The 19,971-nt window shown below is 62.5% G+C and carries 15 protein-coding genes and 1 pseudogene; all 16 read left to right on the forward strand.

Annotated features, from left to right (window positions below; all coding sequences use genetic code 11):
* Window positions 1-58: 58 nt before the first annotated feature.
* The 16 genes and pseudogenes from QMX97_RS14545 to QMX97_RS14620 all read left to right on the forward strand — a co-directional run bounded on the left by QMX97_RS14545 (window position 59) and on the right by QMX97_RS14620 (window position 19,923).
* A complete protein-coding gene (locus QMX97_RS14545; RefSeq protein WP_065899842.1) occupies window positions 59-1,024 on the forward strand; it encodes an ABC transporter substrate-binding protein in 966 nt (321 codons plus the stop codon).
* Between the two features lie 71 nt (window positions 1,025-1,095).
* Window positions 1,096-1,947, forward strand: a complete 852-nt coding sequence (locus tag QMX97_RS14550) for a proline/glycine betaine ABC transporter permease (protein ID WP_012721776.1) — start codon at window positions 1,096-1,098, stop codon at window positions 1,945-1,947.
* Complete coding sequence (locus tag QMX97_RS14555; protein WP_065899844.1) at window positions 1,944-2,768, forward strand: glycine betaine/L-proline ABC transporter ATP-binding protein; 825 nt, start codon at window positions 1,944-1,946, stop codon at window positions 2,766-2,768. The genes QMX97_RS14550 and QMX97_RS14555 overlap by 4 nt, the downstream gene beginning before the upstream one ends.
* Window positions 2,769-2,899: 131 nt before the next feature.
* Entirely contained in the window at window positions 2,900-4,423 is a 1,524-nt protein-coding gene (gene hutH, locus QMX97_RS14560) for a histidine ammonia-lyase (RefSeq protein WP_106805390.1), read from the forward strand.
* Between the two features lie 19 nt (window positions 4,424-4,442).
* A complete protein-coding gene (gene hutH / locus QMX97_RS14565) occupies window positions 4,443-5,981 on the forward strand; it encodes a histidine ammonia-lyase (RefSeq protein ID WP_106805389.1) in 1,539 nt (512 codons plus the stop codon).
* Window positions 5,982-6,127: 146 nt separating this feature from the next.
* Entirely contained in the window at window positions 6,128-7,537 is a 1,410-nt protein-coding gene (locus QMX97_RS14570; protein WP_065899851.1) for an amino acid permease, read from the forward strand.
* 15 nt (window positions 7,538-7,552) lie between these two features.
* Window positions 7,553-8,758, forward strand: a complete 1,206-nt coding sequence (gene hutI / locus QMX97_RS14575; RefSeq protein WP_282397133.1) for an imidazolonepropionase — start codon at window positions 7,553-7,555, stop codon at window positions 8,756-8,758.
* 11 nt (window positions 8,759-8,769) lie between these two features.
* Entirely contained in the window at window positions 8,770-9,570 is an 801-nt protein-coding gene (gene hutG, locus QMX97_RS14580) for an N-formylglutamate deformylase (RefSeq protein WP_065899855.1), read from the forward strand.
* A 242-nt stretch (window positions 9,571-9,812) separates the two neighbouring features.
* Window positions 9,813-10,760, forward strand: coding sequence for a choline ABC transporter substrate-binding protein (gene choX / locus QMX97_RS14585; protein ID WP_282397134.1), 948 nt, complete (start codon window positions 9,813-9,815; stop codon window positions 10,758-10,760).
* 155 nt (window positions 10,761-10,915) lie between these two features.
* Window positions 10,916-11,845, forward strand: a complete 930-nt coding sequence (locus QMX97_RS14590) for an alpha/beta hydrolase (protein ID WP_282397135.1) — start codon at window positions 10,916-10,918, stop codon at window positions 11,843-11,845.
* Between the two features lie 103 nt (window positions 11,846-11,948).
* The gene (gene pip / locus QMX97_RS14595) at window positions 11,949-12,920 is read left to right on the forward strand and encodes a prolyl aminopeptidase (RefSeq protein ID WP_065899862.1); all 972 of its coding nucleotides are present in this window, start codon (window positions 11,949-11,951) and stop codon (window positions 12,918-12,920) included.
* Complete coding sequence (gene dtd, locus QMX97_RS14600; RefSeq protein ID WP_106805386.1) at window positions 12,917-13,354, forward strand: D-aminoacyl-tRNA deacylase; 438 nt, start codon at window positions 12,917-12,919, stop codon at window positions 13,352-13,354. The genes pip and dtd overlap by 4 nt, the downstream gene beginning before the upstream one ends.
* A gap of 266 nt (window positions 13,355-13,620) precedes the next feature.
* A complete protein-coding gene (locus QMX97_RS14605) occupies window positions 13,621-15,357 on the forward strand; it encodes a glucan biosynthesis protein G (RefSeq protein WP_065899928.1) in 1,737 nt (578 codons plus the stop codon).
* Window positions 15,350-17,922, forward strand: a pseudogene (gene mdoH, locus QMX97_RS14610) (glucans biosynthesis glucosyltransferase MdoH); the annotation flags it as partial. The gene QMX97_RS14605 and the pseudogene mdoH, both read left to right, overlap by 8 nt.
* Window positions 17,923-18,105: 183 nt before the next feature.
* Window positions 18,106-18,906 (forward strand): transporter substrate-binding domain-containing protein, encoded by an 801-nt coding sequence (locus QMX97_RS14615; protein WP_282397136.1) that lies wholly within the window; start codon window positions 18,106-18,108, stop codon window positions 18,904-18,906.
* Between the two features lie 219 nt (window positions 18,907-19,125).
* The gene (locus QMX97_RS14620) at window positions 19,126-19,923 is read left to right on the forward strand and encodes a transporter substrate-binding domain-containing protein (RefSeq protein ID WP_065899930.1); all 798 of its coding nucleotides are present in this window, start codon (window positions 19,126-19,128) and stop codon (window positions 19,921-19,923) included.
* Window positions 19,924-19,971: the final 48 nt, after the last annotated feature.

Here is a 19,971-nt window from a genome sequence, read left to right on the forward strand (position 1 = left end):
CAGGGCAGGATGCCTACTGACTGCCGTAATCCATTTCAAGATTGGGAGCGTCACAACAATGAAAATGCATAAAACCCTGTTGGCCACTCTGTTCTCTGCTGGCTTGCTGGCCACTGCCGGCGCCCAGGCGGCCGGTTGGTGCGAGTCCGGCAAACCGGTGAAATTCGCCGGCCTGAACTGGGAAAGCGGCATGTTGCTTACCGACATCCTGCAGACCGTGCTGGAAAAAGGCTACGACTGCAAAACCGACAGCCTGCCGGGCAACTCCATCACCATGGAAAACGCCCTGAGCAGCAACGACATCCAGGTCTTCGCCGAAGAATGGGTAGGCCGCAGTGAAGTGTGGAACAAGGCCGAGAAGGCCGGCAAAGTCGTCGGCGTCGGCGCCCCTGTGGTGGGCGCTGTCGAGGGCTGGTACGTGCCGCGCTACGTGATCGAAGGCGACGCCAAGCGCAAGCTTGAACCCAAGGCGCCGGACCTGAAAAACATCGCTGACCTGGCCAAGTACGCCTCGGTGTTCAAGGACCAGGAAGAGCCGTCCAAGGGCCGTTTCTACAACTGCCCGGCCGGCTGGACCTGCGAGCTGGACAACAGCGAAATGCTCAAGAGCTACGGCCTGGAAAGCACCTACACCAACTTCCGTCCAGGCACCGGCCCGGCGCTGGATGCGGCCGTGCTGTCGAGCTACAAGCGTGGCGAGCCGATCCTGTTCTACTACTGGTCGCCAACGCCGCTGATGGGTCAGGTCGACCTGGTCAAGCTTGAAGAAAAACCCGGCGTCGATAAAAGCGTGAGCATCAAGGTCGGCTTGTCCAAGACCTTCCACGAGCAGGCGCCGGAACTGGTGGCCGTGCTGGAAAAGGTCAACCTGCCGATCGACCTGCTGAACCAGAACCTGGGTCGCATGGCCAAGGAGCGAATTGAGTCGCCAAAACTGGCGAAAATTTTCCTCAAGGAACATCCTGAAGTCTGGCACGCCTGGGTGAGCGACGACGCAGCCAAGAAAATCGACGCGGCCTTGTAGGTCAAGTGTGCCCGGCTACCCTCAGGGGTGGCCGGGCGCCTGGCCACAACCCACTGGATCGAGAGCACGATATGTTTCCTGAGAGTTTTACGTTTTCCATTGCCGACTGGGTCAACGGTTGGGTGGATTCACTGGTCACCAACTACGGTGATGTGTTCCGGCACATTTCCGACACCCTGCTATGGGCCATCGTCAACCTGGAAGGGTTGCTGCGTGCGGCGCCCTGGTGGCTGATGCTGGCCATCGTCGGCGCAGTTGCCTGGCACGCCACCCGCAAGGTGGTGACCACGGCGGTGATCGTCGGCCTGCTGTTCCTGGTGGGTGCGGTCGGCCTGTGGGACAAGCTGATGCAGACGCTGGCGCTGATGATGGTCGCCACGGTGATCTCGGTGCTGATCGGCATCCCGCTGGGCATCCTGTCGGCGCGCAGCAATCGCCTGCGCTCGGTACTGATGCCGTTGCTCGACATCATGCAAACCATGCCCAGCTTCGTGTACCTGATCCCGGTGCTGATGCTGTTCGGCCTGGGCAAGGTCCCGGCGATCTTCGCCACGGTAATCTACGCCGCACCGCCGTTGATCCGCCTCACCGACCTGGGCATTCGCCAGGTCGACGGCGAAGTCATGGAAGCGATCAACGCCTTCGGTGCCAACCGTTGGCAACAACTGTTCGGCGTGCAACTGCCGCTGGCCCTGCCGAGCATCATGGCCGGGATCAACCAGACCACCATGATGGCGTTGTCGATGGTGGTGATCGCCTCGATGATCGGCGCCCGTGGGCTGGGTGAGGACGTCCTCGTCGGCATCCAGACCCTCAACGTCGGCCGTGGCCTCGAAGCCGGGCTGGCGATCGTGATTCTCGCAGTGGTCATCGACCGCATTACCCAGGCCTATGGTCGTCCACGGCATGAGGCGAGCAAATGACTACTGTCAGCAAAATCGAAGTCAAAAACGTCTTCAAGATCTTCGGCGCCCGTTCCAAGGATGCGCTGTCGCTGATCGGCCAAGGCAAGAGCAAAGACCAGGTCCTGGCCGAAACCGGTTGCGTGGTCGGAGTGAACGACTTGTCCCTGAGCATCGGCACCGGTGAGATCTTCGTGATCATGGGCCTGTCGGGTTCCGGCAAGTCCACGTTGGTGCGCCACTTCAATCGCCTGATCGACCCCACCAGCGGCGCGATCCTGGTCGACGGCGAAGACATCCTGCAACTGGACATGGAAGCGCTGCGTCAATTCCGTCGGCACAAGATCAGCATGGTGTTCCAGAGCTTCGGCCTGCTGCCCCACAAGAGTGTGCTGGACAACGTCGCCTACGGCCTCAAGGTGCGTGGCGAAACCAAGCAGGTCTGCGCCGAACGTGCGCTGCACTGGATCGAAACCGTGGGCCTCAAGGGCTACGAAAACAAATACCCGCACCAGCTCTCCGGCGGCATGCGCCAACGCGTCGGCCTGGCCCGTGCGCTGGCGGCCGACACCGACATCATCCTGATGGACGAAGCTTTCAGCGCCCTCGACCCGCTGATCCGCGCCGAAATGCAGGACCAGTTGCTCGAGCTGCAAAAGACCCTGCACAAGACCATCGTGTTCATCACCCACGATCTCGATGAGGCCGTGCGCATCGGCAACCGCATTGCGATCCTCAAGGACGGCAAGCTGATCCAGGTCGGCACCCCGCGCGAGATCCTGCATTCGCCGGCGGATGAGTATGTGGACCGGTTTGTCCAGCGGCGGGCGGCGGTGGTGTAGCTGATCATTCCCACGCTCTGCGTGGGATGCATCCCGTGACGCTCTGCGTCACCTCTAACAGCGGGGCGCGGAGCGTCCCAGGTGGCATTCCCACGCAGAGCGTGGGAACGATAAACATGAAGAGGTCAACGATGTCCCAGGCTGCAAAAATCATCATCGCCGACGCCCCCTTGCGCTGGCAGGACGTCGTCGCCGTCGCTCGCCATGGCGCGGTCCTCGAACTCTCGGGCCAGGCCTGGGCGCGGATCGACAATGCCCAGGCCATCGTGCAGCGCATCGTCACCAGCGGCGAGCGCGCCTATGGCGTGAACACCGGCTTGGGCGCGCTGTGCAACGTGTCGCTCAAGGGCGAGCAACTCAGCCAGCTGTCGCGCAATACCCTGCTGAGCCACGCCTGCGGCGTCGGCCCGGTGCTGAGCGACGAGCAGACCCGCGCGATCATTTGCGCGGCCGTCATCAACTACAGCCACGGCAAATCCGGCCTGCATCCGCAGGTGGTGCATTCGCTGCTGGCGCTGCTCAACCATGGCATCACGCCGCAAGTGCCGTCCCAGGGTTCGGTGGGTTACCTGACCCATATGGCCCATGTCGGCGTGGCCTTGCTCGGTGTCGGCACTGTGAGCTACCGGGGCCGGATCGTCGCGGCGCAACAGGCCCTCAGCGAAGAAGGTTTGCAGCCGGTGGTGCTTGGCGCCAAGGACGGCCTGTGCCTGGTCAACGGCACACCGTGCATGACCGGCCTGAGCTGCCTGGCCCTGGCCGATGCGCATCACTTGCTGCAGTGGGCCGACGTGATCGGTGCCATGAGTTTTGAAGCCCAGCGCGGCCAGATCGATGCCTTCGATGCAGAAATCATCGCGCTCAAGCGGCACCCGGGCATGCAACATGTCGGCATCAACCTGCGTGCGCTGCTCGACGGTAGTGAAGTGATCGCCAGCAGCAAAGGCATCCGCACCCAGGACGCGCTGAGCATCCGCTCGATCCCGCAGATCCACGGCGCGGCGCGCGACCAGGTGGAGCACGCGACCCGCCAGATCGAGACCGAACTCAACAGCGCCACCGACAACCCGCTGGTGCTCGGTACCCCGGACAATTACCGCGTAGTGTCCCAGGCCAACCCGCACGGGCAGTCCGTGGCACTGGCCGCCGACATGCTGGCGATCGCCATGGCCGAAATCGGCTCGGTGGCCGAGCGCCGCCTGGACCGCCTGATCAACCCGCACGTCAGCGGCCTGCCGGCGTTCCTGGTCAGCAACCCAGGGGTCAACTCCGGGATGATGATCGTGCAGTACGTCGCCGCTTCGCTGTGCGGGCAGAACCGCCAGCTGGCGCAACCGGCGGTGCTCGACAACTTCGTCACCTCGGGCCTGCAGGAAGACCACTTGAGCATGGGCACCAACGCCGCGCTGAAGCTGCACCAGGTGCTGGCCAACGTCACGCAGATCCTCGCCATCGAGTACCTGCTGGCGGCCCAGGCTTTCGAATTCCTCAAGGAGCAGCGCTTCGGCGCGGGCACCGACAGTGCCTGGCGCCTGCTGCGTGAAGTGGTGCCGGCCTATGAGCAGGACCGCTGGCTGGCACCGGACATTGCGGCCGCCGCTGCATTGCTTCAGGACACGGCCCTGCTGCACCAGACAATTCCCCATTTGCACTGAAAAATAATTCAAAAGGAGCATGAATGTGACTGCGCTAAACCTGATTCCAGGCCAACTGAGCCTCGCCCAACTGCGGGCCATCTACCAGCAGCCGGTAACCCTCAGTCTGGATGACAGCGCCTCGGCCCAGATCGAAGCCAGTGTCGCCTGCGTGGAGCAGATTCTCGCCGAGAACCGCACCGCCTATGGCATCAACACCGGTTTCGGCCTGCTGGCCTCGACCCGCATCGCCAGCGAAGACCTGGAAAACCTCCAGCGTTCGCTGGTGCTGTCCCACGCCGCCGGCGTTGGTGAGCCGATCAGCGATGCGCTGGTGCGGCTGGTCATGGTGCTCAAGGTCAACAGCCTGAGCCGCGGGTTCTCCGGGATTCGTCGGCAAGTGATCGACGCGCTGATCGCGCTGATCAACGCCGAGGTGTACCCGCATATCCCACTCAAGGGTTCGGTCGGTGCTTCCGGCGATCTGGCGCCATTGGCGCATATGTCGCTGGTGCTGCTCGGCGAAGGCAAGGCGCGCTACAAGGGTGAATGGCTGGAGGCGACCGCCGCGCTGAAAGTCGCCGGCCTGACCCCGTTGACCCTGGCCGCCAAGGAAGGCCTGGCGCTGCTCAACGGCACCCAGGTGTCCACCGCGTATGCCCTGCGTGGCCTGTTCGAGGGTGAAGACCTGTTCGCCGGCGCGCTGGCGTGCGGTGCGCTCACCGTGGAAGCCGTGCTGGGTTCGCGCTCGCCGTTCGACGCGCGCATTCATGCCGCTCGTGGCCAGCGTGGGCAGATCGACTCGGCAGCGGCTTATCGCGACCTGCTGGGTGAAAGCAGCCAGGTCTCCCAGTCGCACCAGAACTGCGACAAGGTGCAAGACCCGTACTCCCTGCGTTGCCAGCCACAAGTCATGGGCGCGTGCCTGACCCAGTTCCGCCAGGCCGCCGAAGTGCTGGTGATCGAAGCCAACGCCGTGTCGGACAACCCCTTGGTATTTGCCGCTGAAGGCGATGTGATTTCCGGTGGTAACTTCCACGCTGAACCAGTGGCCATGGCCGCTGACAACATGGCGCTGGCCATCGCTGAAATCGGCTCGCTGAGCGAGCGGCGTATCTCGCTGATGATGGACAAGCACATGTCGCAACTGCCGCCGTTCCTGGTGGGCAACGGCGGGGTCAACTCCGGCTTCATGATCGCCCAGGTGACTGCCGCCGCACTCGCCAGCGAGAACAAGGCGCTGGCGCATCCGCACAGCGTGGATAGCCTGCCGACGTCCGCCAACCAGGAAGACCATGTGTCGATGGCCCCCGCAGCCGGCAAGCGCCTGTGGGAAATGGCCGAAAACACCCGTGGCATCCTCGCCGTGGAATGGCTGGCAGCCGCCCAAGGCCTGGACCTGCGTGAAGGCTTGAAAACCTCGCCGAAGCTGGAAAAAGCGCGTGGCATCCTGCGCGACAAAGTGGCGTTCTATGACAAGGACCGCTTCTTCGCCCCGGACATCATCGCCGCCACCGACCTGCTCGCCAGCCGCTGCCTGAATGAGCTGGTGCCAGCCAAGCTGTTGCCAAGTCTGTAACTGCTCGTTCCCACGCGCTGCGTGGGAATGCCGCCCTGGACGCTCTGCGTCTGCTATTAGAGCCGTGACGCGGAGCGTCATAGGATGCGTTCCCACGCAGGGCGTGGGAACGATCTTCTCTTCATAAGAATAATTAGGGACGAGAAATGCACCAGCAAGAAAAAGGTTTGAAACGCGGGCTATCAGCCCGACATATTCGCTTCATGGCACTGGGGTCGGCGATCGGCACCGGGCTGTTCTACGGCTCCGCCTCTGCCATCCAGATGGCGGGCCCCGCCGTGCTGCTGGCCTACCTGATCGGCGGCGCCGCGGTGTTCATGGTCATGCGCGCCCTCGGTGAAATGGCTGTGCACAACCCCGTGGCCGGCTCCTTCGGACAGTACGCCAGCACCTACCTGGGCCCCATGGCCGGTTTTATCCTCGGCTGGACCTACGCCTTTGAAATGATCATCGTCTGCCTCGCCGACGTCACCGCCTTCGGCATCTACATGGGCTTCTGGTTTCCCGAGGTTGCGCGCTGGGTCTGGGTGCTCGGCATCGTGTTTCTGATCGGCGGCCTGAACCTGTGCAACGTCAAAGTGTTTGGCGAGATGGAGTTCTGGCTGTCGTTGCTCAAGGTCGGCGCCATCGTGGCGATGATCCTCGGCGGCTTCGGCATCATGCTGTTCGGCATCCATTCGGCGGGCGAAACGCACGCCAGCGGGATCAGCAACCTGTGGGCCCACGGCGGTTTCATGCCCAACGGCATCGGCGGCCTGATCGCCTCGTTCGCGGTGGTGATGTTCGCGTTTGGCGGCATCGAAATCATCGGTATCACTGCCGGTGAAGCCAAGGACCCGCAGCGCGTGATCCCCAAGGCGATCAATGCCGTGCCGCTGCGCATCCTGTTGTTCTACGTGCTGACCTTGTTCGTGCTGATGGCGATCTACCCGTGGCCGCAGATCGGCAGCCAGGGCAGCCCGTTCGTGCAGATTTTCAGCAACCTGGGCATCGGTTCGGCGGCGACTATTCTCAATATCGTGGTGATCTCGGCGGCGGTGTCGGCGATCAACAGCGACATCTTCGGCGCCGGGCGCATGATGTACGGCCTGGCCCAGCAAGGGCAGGCGCCCAAGGGCTTTGCGCAATTGTCCAGGCACGGTGTGCCATGGATGACCGTGGTGGTGATGGGGGCGGCGCTGCTCGGCGGCGTGGTGCTCAACTACCTGATTCCCGAAAACGTGTTCCTGCTGATCGCCTCGATTGCCACCTTTGCCACCGTGTGGGTGTGGCTGATGATCCTGTTTACCCAAGTCGCCATGCGCCGCTCCATGACCCAGGAGCAGGTGGCCGACTTGAAATTCCCGGTACCGTTCTGGCCCTACGCGCCGGCCGCGGCCATCGTGTTCATGCTGTTCGTGTTTGGCGTGCTGGGTTATTTCCCGGACACCCAGGCAGCCTTGCTGGTCGGGGCGGTGTGGATCGTGTTGCTGGTCGTTGCCTACCTGCTGTGGGTCAAGCCCGCTGCCGGGCAGGCGGCCAAGGTCCATTACGACCCGGCTTTGTCTCATCGATAACTTAGGGAGGCGTTGATGAAAACGCTTTGGCAACACTGCCACGTCGCAACCATGGCCAGCGGCAAATACTCGATCATCGAGGATGCCGCCATGGTGACCGCCGATTCGCTCATTGAGTGGATCGGCCCCCGCAGCCAGGTGCCGAGCGCGGATTACGCGCAAGTGCATGACCTGCAAGGCGCGTGGGTCACCCCCGGGCTGATCGACTGCCACACCCATACCGTGTTCGGTGGCAATCGCAGCGGCGAGTTCGAGCAGCGCCTCCAAGGCGTGAGCTACGCCGAGATCGCGGCCCAGGGCGGCGGGATTGCCAGCACCGTGCGTGCCACGCGTGCTGCCAGCGAGGACGAGCTGTTTGCCAGCGCCGAAAAGCGCCTGCGCAGCCTGCTGCGCGATGGCGTCACCACGGTAGAGATCAAGTCCGGCTACGGGCTGGACCTGGTCAACGAACGCAAGATGCTGCGCGTGGCGCGGCGTCTCGGTGAAGCGCTGCCGGTCAGCGTGCGGGCCACGTGCCTGGCGGCTCATGCGTTGCCGCCGGAATACAAGGATCGCGCCGACGACTACATCGAACATATCTGCAGCGAGATGCTGCCGGCGTTGGCGGCGCAAGGGCTGGTGGATGCGGTCGACGCGTTCTGCGAATACCTGGCGTTTTCCCCGGCGCAGGTAGAGCGCGTGTTCAAGGTCGCCCAGCAACTCGGCCTGCCGGTGAAGCTGCACGCCGAGCAACTGTCCTCCTTGCATGGCTCCAGCCTGGCGGCGCGTTACCACGCGTTGTCGGCCGATCACCTGGAATTCATGACCGAGGAAGACGCCATCGCCATGTCCGCCTCCGGCACCGTCGCCGTGTTGCTGCCAGGGGCGTTCTACTTCCTGCGTGAAACCCAGTTGCCGCCGATGGAGGCGCTGCGCAAGCACGGTGTGAAAATCGCCATCGCCAGCGACCTCAACCCTGGCACCTCGCCGGCGTTGTCGGTGCGCCTGATGCTGAACATGGCCTGCACGCTGTTCCGCATGACCCCGGAAGAAGCCCTGGCCGGCGCCACCCAGCATGCGGCCACCGCCCTCGGGATGGGCGACACCCATGGCTCGCTGGAGGTGGGCAAAGTCGCCGATTTCGTCGCCTGGCAGATCGATCGTCCCGCTGACCTGGCCTACTGGCTGGGCGGCGAGTTGGATAAACGCGTCGTGCGCCATGGCGTCGACGTCACCGTATGAGGAGTGCTGCTGTGGATAAGGTTCTCAATTTCAAACAAGGCCGTGTGCCGCTGCTGATCAGCATGCCCCACGCCGGCCTGCGCCTGACGCCTGCGGTGGAAGCGGGCCTGATCCCCGAGGCGCAAAGCCTGCCGGACACCGACTGGCATATCCCTACGCTGTATGACTTTGCCGAGGAACTGGGCGCCAGCACCCTGTCGGCCGAGTACTCGCGATTTGTCATCGACTTGAACCGGCCTTCAGACGACAAACCCTTGTACGCCGGCGCCACTACCGGTCTGTACCCGGCGACCCTGTTCGATGGCGTGCCGTTGTTCCGCGAAGGCCTGGAGCCAAGCGAGGCCGAGCGTGCCAGCTATCTGCAGAAGATCTGGGGCCCGTATCACCGCGCCCTGCAAGAAGAACTGGCGCGGCTCAAGGCCGAGTTCGGCTACGCATTGCTGTTCGATGCGCACTCGATCCGTTCGGTGATCCCGCACCTGTTCGACGGCAAGCTGCCGGACTTCAACCTCGGCACCTTCAACGGCGCGGCCTGCGACCCTGAGCTGGCGAGCCGGTTGGAAGCCATCTGCGCCGCGCATCCGCAGTACACCCACGTGCTCAACGGGCGTTTCAAAGGCGGGCATATCACTCGGCACTACGGCGACCCGGCGCAGGATATCCACGCCGTGCAGCTGGAGTTGTGCCAGAGCGCCTATATGGAAGAGTTTGAGCCGTTCCGTTATCGGCCTGACCTGGCCGAGCCGACGCGGGTGGTATTGAAGCAGTTGCTGGAAGGGTTGTTGGCCTGGGGGCAGCAGCACTACCGGTAGTTTTCGCTGCTGCTGTAACAGCTTTCGCGAGCAAGCCCGCTCCCACACTTGACCGAGTTCCAACATGAGCGTGCGGTCTGAATGTGGGCGCGGGCTTGCTCGCGAAGGGGTCCTCACAGTCGCCCCAGTGCAACTGCCGGTCGCCCCAGTTCGTGTGGACAGTGTTCTCGCTGGGTAAGGTTGTGGGTACGGCGCACCAGACGCCACTCCCCACAATAAAGCTGCCGAGTGAGACCTCTTTCATGAAAAGACTGTTCACCCGTTACCTGTTGACGCTTACCGGCGCCGCGCTGCTCAGTGCGCACGCCATGGCGGCTGAACCCGCCTCGTGCAAAACCGTGCGCATGGGCGTGGTCAGCTGGACCGACGTGGTCGCCACCTCGGGCATGGCCGATGTGCTGCTCAATGGCCTGGGCTACGACAGCAAACAGACCAGCGCCGTGCAGCAGATCATCTTTGCCGGCATCCGTGACAAACGCCTGGATATCTTCCTCGGCTACTGGAAGCCGGCGATGGACAACAATATCGCGCCGTTCCTGGCCGCCAAGCAGGTCAAGGTCTTCGACACGCCCAGCCTGGCCGACGCCCAGGCTACCTTGGCCGTGCCGCAATACGTGGCCGATGCCGGCTTGAAAACCTTCGCCGATATTGCCCGCTTCAAGGACCAGCTCGGCGGCAAGCTCTATGGCATCGAGCCCGGCAGCGGCGCCAATACCGATATCCAGAAAATGATCGACACCAACCACTTCGGCCTGGGCGACTTCAAGCTGGTGGCCTCCGGTGAAGCCGGCATGCTCGCCGCCGTGCAGCGGGCGGTGAATCGCAAGGAGTTCGTGGTGTTTGTCGGCTGGACGCCGCACCCGATGAACATCAACATGAAAATGGCCTACCTCACCGGCAGCGAAGACGTGTTCGGCGCCAATGAGGGCCGTGCCACGGTGTCCACCGTCACCGCCCCGGATTTCGCCGAGCACTGCCCCAACGCCAACCACCTGCTGGAAAACCTGACCTTCACCGCCGCCCAGGAAAGCCAGTTGATGGTACCGATCATGGCGCGCCAGTCGCCGCAGGACGTGGCCAAGCAGTGGTTGCGCGACCATCCGGAGGACTTGCAGCGCTGGCTGGCCGGGGTGACTGCATTTGATGGCAGCGATGGCGTGGCGTCCGTACAAGCCACGCTGAAACCCTGAGCCGGGCTCGGTAGATCAAACAATACACAGCAAATGTGGGAGCGGGCCTGCTCGCGAATGCGATAGGCCAGTCAACTCATCAGGCGACTGATACACCGCATGCGCGAGCAAGTCCGCTCCCACAGGTGGATCTCCATTGTCAGGGATATTTGCGCATGTACCCGATTTCTCCGCAGATGGCAGCTTTTGTCGCCAGGACCGAGTCCTTCACCAGCGACGACTCCTCCCTGGCTGGGCTGCGCCAGAACTACGACCGCATGTGCCAGGCGTTCACCCCACCCGTGCCTGAGGGATTGACGGTCAAGGACGTCTCCCTCGGCGGCGTCGGTGTACGCAGCTACGTGCCGACGACGCCCACGCCGGCGCAGGGCTGGCCCTGTCTTCTATATATGCACGGCGGCGGCTGGGTGGTCGGCGGGCTGGATTCCCATGACTTCATCTGTTTCGAGCTGGCCAGCGCGTTGCAGGTGCTGGTGATCGCCATCGACTACCGCCTAGCGCCGGAACACCCGTTTCCGGCGGCCTATGAGGATTGCCGCGCGGTGTGGCAGGCGCTCCAGGCGGGGGCGGCACCGTTTGCCATCGACCCCCAACGCCTGGCGGTGATCGGCGACAGTGCCGGCGGCAACCTGGCGGCGGCGCTGTGCCTGGGTTTGCGCGACGACGGGCAGCCGTTGCCCCGGGCCCAGGTGTTGATCTACCCCGGCCTGGGTGGCCCGGCCGATTTGCCCTCGCGCCGCGATTGCATGGACGCGCCGCTGCTCAGCACCGCCGACACCGATTGCTACCTGGCACTTTACCTGCGCGGCGCGGGCAAGCCGTCGGCCTATGCGATGCCGCTGCTGGCCAGGGATTTCAGCGGCTTGCCCAAGGCACTGGTCGCCGTGGCCGAGTTCGACCCGCTGCGCGACGATGGCATGCTTTACGCCGAACGCCTGCAACAGTCAGGCGTGGCCGCCGTGCTGTACCCCGGCAAAGGCCTGGTCCATGGCTGTTTGCGCGCGCGTGGCCAGGTGCCGGAAGTCGACCGGCTGTACGGCTATCTGTTGGACTACCTCAGGAGCGAAGGGCTGACACAGGTCTAAGTGCTCAAGGACATGCTCATTGCACAATTCGGGTTTATAGTGCCAGACGGCAAAATAAAAGACGTCCCCCCAGGGATGAACCCGACCCCCTACGGAGCGCGCAATGCAGACTTGGTACCCGCAGATCAAACCCTACGCCCGGCACGATCTGGCCGTCGATGACACCCACACGCTGTACGTCGATGAAAGTGGCTCCCCCGAGGGCTTGCCCGTTGTCTTCATTCATGGCGGCCCCGGCGCCGGTTGCGACGCCCAGAGCCGCTGCTATTTTGACCCGAACCTGTACCGCATCGTCACCTTCGACCAGCGCGGCTGCGGGCGCTCCACGCCACGCGCCAGCCTGGAAAACAACACCACCTGGGACCTGGTCGCCGACCTCGAGCGCATCCGCGAACACCTGGGCATCGACAAATGGGTGCTGTTCGGCGGTTCCTGGGGGTCGACCCTGGCGCTGGCCTACGCGCAAACCCACCCCGAGCGTGTGCATGGCCTGATCGTGCGCGGCATCTTCCTGGCCCGCCCGCAGGATATCCACTGGTTCTACCAGGAGGGCGCGAGCCGCCTGTTCCCGGACTACTGGCAGGACTACATCGCGCCGATCCCGGCCGATGAGCGTCATGACATGATCACGGCCTACCACAAGCGCCTGACCGGCAACGACCAGATCGCCCAGATGCACGCGGCCAAGGCCTGGTCCGGCTGGGAAGGGCGCATGCTCGGCCTGTGCCCGAGCCCGCAGCATGTGGAGCGTTTTTCCGAGCCACAACGTGCGCTGTCGATTGCGCGCATCGAGTGCCACTACTTCACCAACAACTCCTTCCTGGAACCCAACCAGCTGATTCGCGACATGCACAAGATCGCCCATCTGCCTGGCGTAATCATTCATGGGCGCTACGATATGATCTGCCCGCTGGATAACGCCTGGGAGCTGCATCAGGCCTGGCCCAACAGCGAGCTGCAGGTGATCCGCGAGGCGGGCCATGCCGCGTCCGAGCCGGGTATTACCGATGCGCTGGTGCGTGCGACCGCCGAAATGGCACGCCGCCTGCTTGATCTGCCGCCAGAAGAAGCATGAAGGGCCTGTTGCAGCGGGTGCGTGGCGCCCGCGTCGAAGTAGACGGCGAAATCGTCGGGGCGATCGACCAGGGTTTGCTGGTGCTGGTGGCCGTCGAGCCGTCGGATACGCCCGAAAGTGCCGATAAGCTGCTGCACAAGCTGCTTAACTACCGTGTGTTCAGCGACGACGAGGGCAAGATGAACCTGTCGTTGAAGGACATCGGCGGTGGTTTGCTGCTGGTGTCGCAGTTCACGCTGGCGGCGGACACCAAAAGCGGGCTGCGGCCAAGCTTCTCCACGGCGGCACCGCCCGCCCTGGGAGCGGCGCTATTTGATCACTTGCTGTTACAAGCGCAACAATTGCATGGCAAGGTGGCGTCGGGGCGTTTTGGTGCCGATATGCAGGTGCATTTGGTCAATGATGGCCCTGTGACCTTCCTCTTACAGACATGAATGTATTAAAAACGACTTTAATGCCTAAAAACGCAGGGTTTCGCTACAAATACTTCGTTGTCCCTGATGCGTTGTCTCGCGGGCTACTAGATAATCGCGCGCTACGGGGATCAGCGTTGTTTGGTCCATTTTTGACTTAGGTAGAGACTTGTCCGATCGCCATTGGGGAATCATTTTGACCCAGGGGAGTCGGAACAATGCTCGCCAACCTGGCATATAGATAGCTGGCCGTTGGTTTTTTGATCTGTTTTCGGCGAGGGTTGCTCGTGATTGTTAGTCCCTGTAATGCACCAAAATTGTCTGCCAAACGGTTACGAAACGCACTGGTGACGGGCTCTGCCCTGTTTTGCCTGTTCGGCGCGGGTCAACTGTGGGCATTCAGTCTGGATGATGTGTCGGCCAAGGCAAAAGAGCTGGCCGGGCAGAAATACGAAGCTCCGCGCAGCAATCTGCCGAACGAATTCCGCGAAATGAAATTCGCTGACTACCAAAAGATTCGTTTCCGCAACGAAAAAGCCGAGTGGGCCGATCAGAACACCCCGTTCAAGCTGTCCTTCTATCACCAGGGTATGCATTTCGATACACCGGTGAAAATCAACGAAGTCACTGCCGACAGCGTCCAGGAAATCAAATACGACCCGACGCGCTTCGATTTCGGTGACGTCAAGTTTGATCCCAAGGCCACCGAACAGCTGGGTTATGCCGGTTTCCGCGTGCTGTACCCGATCAACAAGGGCGACAAGCAAGACGAAATCATGACCATGCTCGGCGCCAGCTACTTCCGCGTCGTGGGCAAGGACCAGGTCTACGGCCTGTCCGCCCGTGGCATGGCGATCGATACCGCGCTGCCGTCCGGTGAAGAATTCCCGCGTTTCACCGAGTTCTGGATCGAGCGCCCGAAGCCGGGTGACAAGCACCTGGTGATCTTCGCCCTGCTGGACTCGCCACGTGCCACCGGCGCCTACCGCTTGATCCTGCGTCCGGGCACCGACACCGTGGTCGACGTCAAATCCCAGATGTTCCTGCGCGACAAGGTCAGCAAGCTGGGCGTTGCCCCGTTGACCTCGATGTTCCTGTTCGGCGCCAACCAGCCGTCCAAGGTCCTCAACTACCGTCGCGAGCTGCACGATTCCAGCGGCCTGTCGATCCATGCCGGGAACGGCGAGTGGATCTGGCGCCCACTGAACAACCCTAAACACCTGTCGGTCAGCAACTTCACCGTCGAGAACCCGCGTGGGTTCGGCCTGCTGCAGCGTGGTCGCAACTTCAGCCACTACGAAGACCTGGACGACAACTACGACAAGCGCCCAAGCGCCTGGATCGAGCCTGAAGGCGACTGGGGCAAGGGTTCCGTCGACCTGGTAGAGATCCCGACCGCCGACGAGACCAACGACAACATCGTGGCGTTCTGGAGCCCGGCCGAATTGCCGGAAGTCGGCAAGCCGCTGGATGTTGCCTATCGCCTGCACTGGACGCTGGACGACGCCGCGTTCCACTCGCCGGACAGCGCCTGGGTCAAGCAGACCCTGCGTTCCACCGGTGATGTGAAGCAATCGAACCTGATCCGTCAGCCGGATGGCAGCGTTGCCTACCTGGTCGACTTCGAAGGTCCGTCCCTGAAAAAACTGCTGCCGGATGCCCCGGTGCGCAGCCAGGTGAGCGTGGGTGACAACGCTGAAATCGTGGAAAACAGCGTGCGTTACAACGAGCACACCAAAGGCTGGCGCCTGACCCTGCGCATGAAGATCAAGGACGCAGGCAAGCCGACCGAAATGCGCGCCGCACTGGTGCAAGACATCGTGCAGCCGGAGCCGGAGCAGGTTTCGACGCAAGTGCTCAAGGCGGACAAGGTCCTGGCCAAGCAGCACGAGAAACAGGCCAAGAAAGACGCGAAAGACAAGGAAGCCAAGCAGCCAGAAGCTGCCCCAGCCACGCCGGAGCCGATCAAGACCGAGCAAGTCCTGACCGAAACCTGGAGCTATCAGTTGCCTGCCGATGAGTAATTCTCAAGTCCAGCCAGAGACTCTCTCCGAGTATCTGGCGCATCTCCCGATGACCGCTGAGCAGCGCGCCGAACTGGCGGGCTGCACATCCTTCACCGAACTGCACGAGCGCTTGTCGTCGTCGACGTTCGATGCGCCGGTCGATGCCGCCCAGGCGTCGGTCGGCCGCCGGCTGACCCTGAACACGGCCGAAGAGCTGCAAGACGCCGAAATGCTCGCGCTCGACGCCAACGGTCGCGTGTGCCTCAAGGCCACGCCGCCGATTCGCCGTACCAAGGTCGTGCCTGAGCCATGGCGCACCAATATCCTGGTACGTGGCTGGCGGCGCCTGACCGGTCGCACCAACCCGCCGAAGCCGCCGAAAGACGAGCGTGTGTTGCCGGCTGCGCGCTGGCGCACCGTCGGTTCGATCCGCCGCTACATCCTGCTGGTGCTGATGCTCGGCCAGACCATCGTCGCCGGCTGGTACATGAAAGGCATCATGCCGTACCAGGGCTGGTCGCTGGTCGACTTCGACGAGATCCGCAACCAGACCCTGCTGCAAACCGCCACCCAGGTACTGCCTTACGCCCTGCAAACCAGCATCCTGATCATGTTCGGGATCTTGTTCTGCTGGGTTTCGGCCGGTTTCTGGACCGCGCTGATGGGCTTCCTGGAGTTGCTCACCGGCCACGACAAATACCGGATCTCCGGTAAAAGTGCCGGCGACGAGCCGATCCCGAAAGATGCGCGCACCGCGCTGGTGATGCCGATCTGCAACGAAGACGTGCCGCGTGTGTTTGCGGGGCTGCGCGCGACGTTCGAGTCGGTGGCCGCCACCGGTGACCTGGATCGCTTCGACTTCTTCGTGCTCAGCGACAGTAATGACGCCGACATCTGCATCGCCGAGCAGCAAGCCTGGCTCGACGTGTGCCGCGAAGCCGGCGGCTTCGGCAAGATCTTCTATCGTCGCCGTCGCCGTCGCGTCAAACGCAAGAGCGGTAACCTCGACGACTTCTGCCGTCGTTGGGGCGGTGACTACAAGTACATGGTGGTCCTCGACGCCGACAGTGTGATGAGCGGCGAATGCCTGACCAGCCTGGTCCGCCTGATGGAAGCCACGCCGGATGCCGGGATTATCCAGACCGCGCCGCGTGCGTCGGGCATGGACACCCTGTATGCACGCATGCAGCAGTTTGCCACCCGCGTCTACGGCCCGCTCTTCACTGCCGGCCTGCACTTCTGGCAGCTGGGTGAATCCCACTACTGGGGTCACAACGCAATCATCCGCATGAAGCCGTTTATCGAGCACTGCGCCCTCGCGCCGTTGCCGGGCAAGGGTGCGTTTGCCGGTGCGATTCTCTCCCACGACTTCGTCGAAGCCGCGCTGATGCGCCGTGCCGGCTGGGGCGTGTGGATTGCCTACGACCTGCCGGGCAGCTACGAAGAGTTGCCGCCGAACCTGCTCGACGAACTCAAGCGTGACCGTCGCTGGTGCCACGGCAACCTGATGAACTTCCGCCTGTTCCTCGTCAAAGGCATGCACCCGGTGCACCGCGCGGTGTTCCTGACCGGTGTGATGTCTTATCTGTCGGCGCCGTTGTGGTTCTTCTTCCTGGTGTTGTCCACCGCGTTGCTGGCGGTCAACACCCTGATGGAGCCGCAGTACTTCATGGCGCCACGCCAGTTGTACCCACTGTGGCCGCAATGGCACCCGGACAAGGCGGTGGCGCTGTTCTCCACCACCATCGTGCTGCTGTTCCTGCCCAAGTTGCTGAGCATCATCCTGATCTGGGCCAAGGGCGCGAAAGAGTTCGGCGGCAAGTTCAAGGTGACCTTGTCGATGCTGCTGGAGATGTTGTTCTCCATGCTGCTGGCCCCGGTGCGGATGATTTTCCACACGCGTTTCGTACTTGCCGCGTTCCTCGGCTGGGCCGCGACCTGGAATTCGCCGCAGCGTGACGACGACTCCACCCCCTGGAGCGAAGCGGTCAAGCGCCACGGCCCGCAAACCGTGCTCGGCTTCCTGTGGGCGCTGCTGGTGGTGTGGTTGAACCCGAGCTTCCTGTGGTGGCTGATCCCGATCGTCGGTTCGCTGATGCTGTCGATCCCGGTGTCGGTGATTTCCAGCCGGGTCAAGCTGGGCCTCAAGTCGCGTGACGAGAGCCTGTTCCTGATCCCTGAGGAATACAATCCGCCGCAAGCCCTGCTGTCGACCGAGAAGTACACCCACGAAAACCGTTGGCACGCACTCAACGATGGCTTCGTGCGTTCGGTGGTCGACCCGCAGCAGAACGCCCTGGCCTGCGCCCTGGCGACCTCGCGGCACCGTGAAGCGGAGCCGATCGAGTACGTGCGTGTCGAGCGTGTGCGTCATGCGTTGAAAGTCGGCCCTGCCGGCCTCAACAATGCCGAGCGCCTGGCCTTGCTCAGTGATCCGGTAGCCCTGGCCCGCCTGCACGAGCAGGTTTGGAGCGAAGGGCATCCCGAGTGGCTCGCCGCCTGGCGTGACTCGATCAAGGCCGATCCGCACGCGCCGTTGCTGCCGCTGCAACCGCTGTCGTCCCAGGCCCAACCGGCCTGATTCAGACGCCCCCGAGGGTTCTCCTCGGGGGTGTTCGAGACGCGTGTCCTACAGCGTTTCGACCCTCTTCCGTATCTCTCTAACTCCTTGTTATTTCGAAACAAAAGACCCTCGTCCGAGGCGTATTGCCGTGCGCGCGGCTGGGTTAGCATCGCCCCGAATTTGACGTAGTCACAGGGGGATTCATGAGTAAACGGTATTGTTCGGCACTGCTGATAGTCGCTGTCACGTGGCTGCACATCGGCCTGGTCCAGGCCGGGGCCATTGATGACGCCGTTCGGCGCGGCGTGCTCAAGGTGGGCACCACGCCCACTTACGTTCCGTTTGAAATGACCGACAAACAGGGGCATATCGTCGGCTTTGAAATCGACCTGCTCAAGGTGATGAGCCAGGCCCTGGGGGTGGAGCTGGAGCTGGTCAGCGTGCCCTATACGGAGCTGATGCCGGGGTTGCTGGCGAAGAAGTTCGACCTGATCGGCAGCGGCATGACGGTCACCCAGGAGCGCAACCTGAAGCTGAATTTCAGCGACTCTTTCATCGTGGTCGGCCAGTCCGTGCTGCTGCACCCCAGCCTGCTCGGCAAGGTCGGCAGCGTTGAAGACCTCGACGACGCCAGCTACCGCATCGCCACCACCGAAGGCACCACCGGCGAGGCGGCGGCGCAACGCTTTCTCGGCGCGGCGCGATTAAGCAGTTTTGCCACGCCGGAGGAGGGTGTGCATCAGGTGGTGACCGGTGCGGCCGATGCCTTTATCCATGATGCGCCCTACAACCTGATCGCCCTGGGACGTCCGGAAAACAGCGCGCTGCTGGCCCTGGAACAGCCGTTCACCTTCGAGCCACTGGCGTTTGGAGTAAAAAAGGGCGATTTCGACAGCCTCAACTGGATCAACCATTTCCTCAATCAGATCGCCCAGGACGGCACCTATGATCGCTTGCACGACAAGTGGTTTAAAGACACAGCCTGGTTGAAGGAAATCCACTGAAAGTCATAACTTCTTACACATCAATCCGTTGGCGCTTTGCCGTGTGCATGCGTCTAGTCCTGCGCTTGGCTGCACCGTTGTGGGGCCTTTGCGACATACGCCGATAACAATTACCCGTGAAACCTTTGTGACGGGCATCGAGTGGGTTAGGATCGCACCCCGAAATGGTGCAGCCCGTTTGCGCGCCGACCTCATAAGAAACGTTCAGGGGACTTGATGATGAAAAAGTATCTTTCGATGCTGCTGCTCGGCGTCACGGCGCTGGTTGCCGCCACTGCGGCCCAGGCCGGCGCCATCGACGATGCGGTCAAGCGCGGCACGCTGAAAGTCGGCATGGACCCGACCTACATGCCGTTCGAAATGACCGACAAGCGTGGCGAGATCATCGGCTTCGAAGTCGACATCCTCAAGGCCCTGGCCAAGTCCATGGGCGTCAAGCTGGAGCTGGTCTCCACCGGTTATGACGGGATCATCCCGGCGTTCCTGACCGGCAAGTTCGACATGATCGGCAGCGGCATGACCCTGACCCAGGAGCGCAACCTGCGCCTGAACTTCAGCGAACCCTTCATCGTCGTCGGCCAGACCCTGCTGATTCGCAAGGACCTGGAAGGCACCATCAAGTCCTACAAGGACTTGAACGACGAGAAATACCGCCTGACCTCCAAGCTCGGCACCACCGGTGAGATGGTCGCCAAGAAGCTGATCTCCAAGGCCAAGTACCACGGCTATGACAACGAGCAGGAAGGCGTGCTGGACGTGGTCAACGGCAAGGCCGATGCCTTTGTGTATGACGCCCCCTACAACGTGGTTGCCGAGAAAAAAGTCGGTAACGGCAAGCTGGTGTTCCTGGAAGAACCCTTCACCTTCGAACCGTTGGCGTTTGGCCTGAAAAAGGGTGACTACGACAGCATCAACTACATCAACAACTTCCTGCACCAGATCCGCAACGACGGCACCTACGATCGTATCCATGACAAGTGGTTCAAGAGCTCCGAGTGGCTCAAGGACATGGAATAAGTTCGGCTGAATACCGAGTCGCGTCCTTCGCGAGCAAGCCCGCTCCCA

This window comes from Pseudomonas sp. PS01298 (genome assembly GCF_029959745.1).
GTDB classification, from domain to species: domain Bacteria; phylum Pseudomonadota; class Gammaproteobacteria; order Pseudomonadales; family Pseudomonadaceae; genus Aquipseudomonas; species Aquipseudomonas aylmerensis.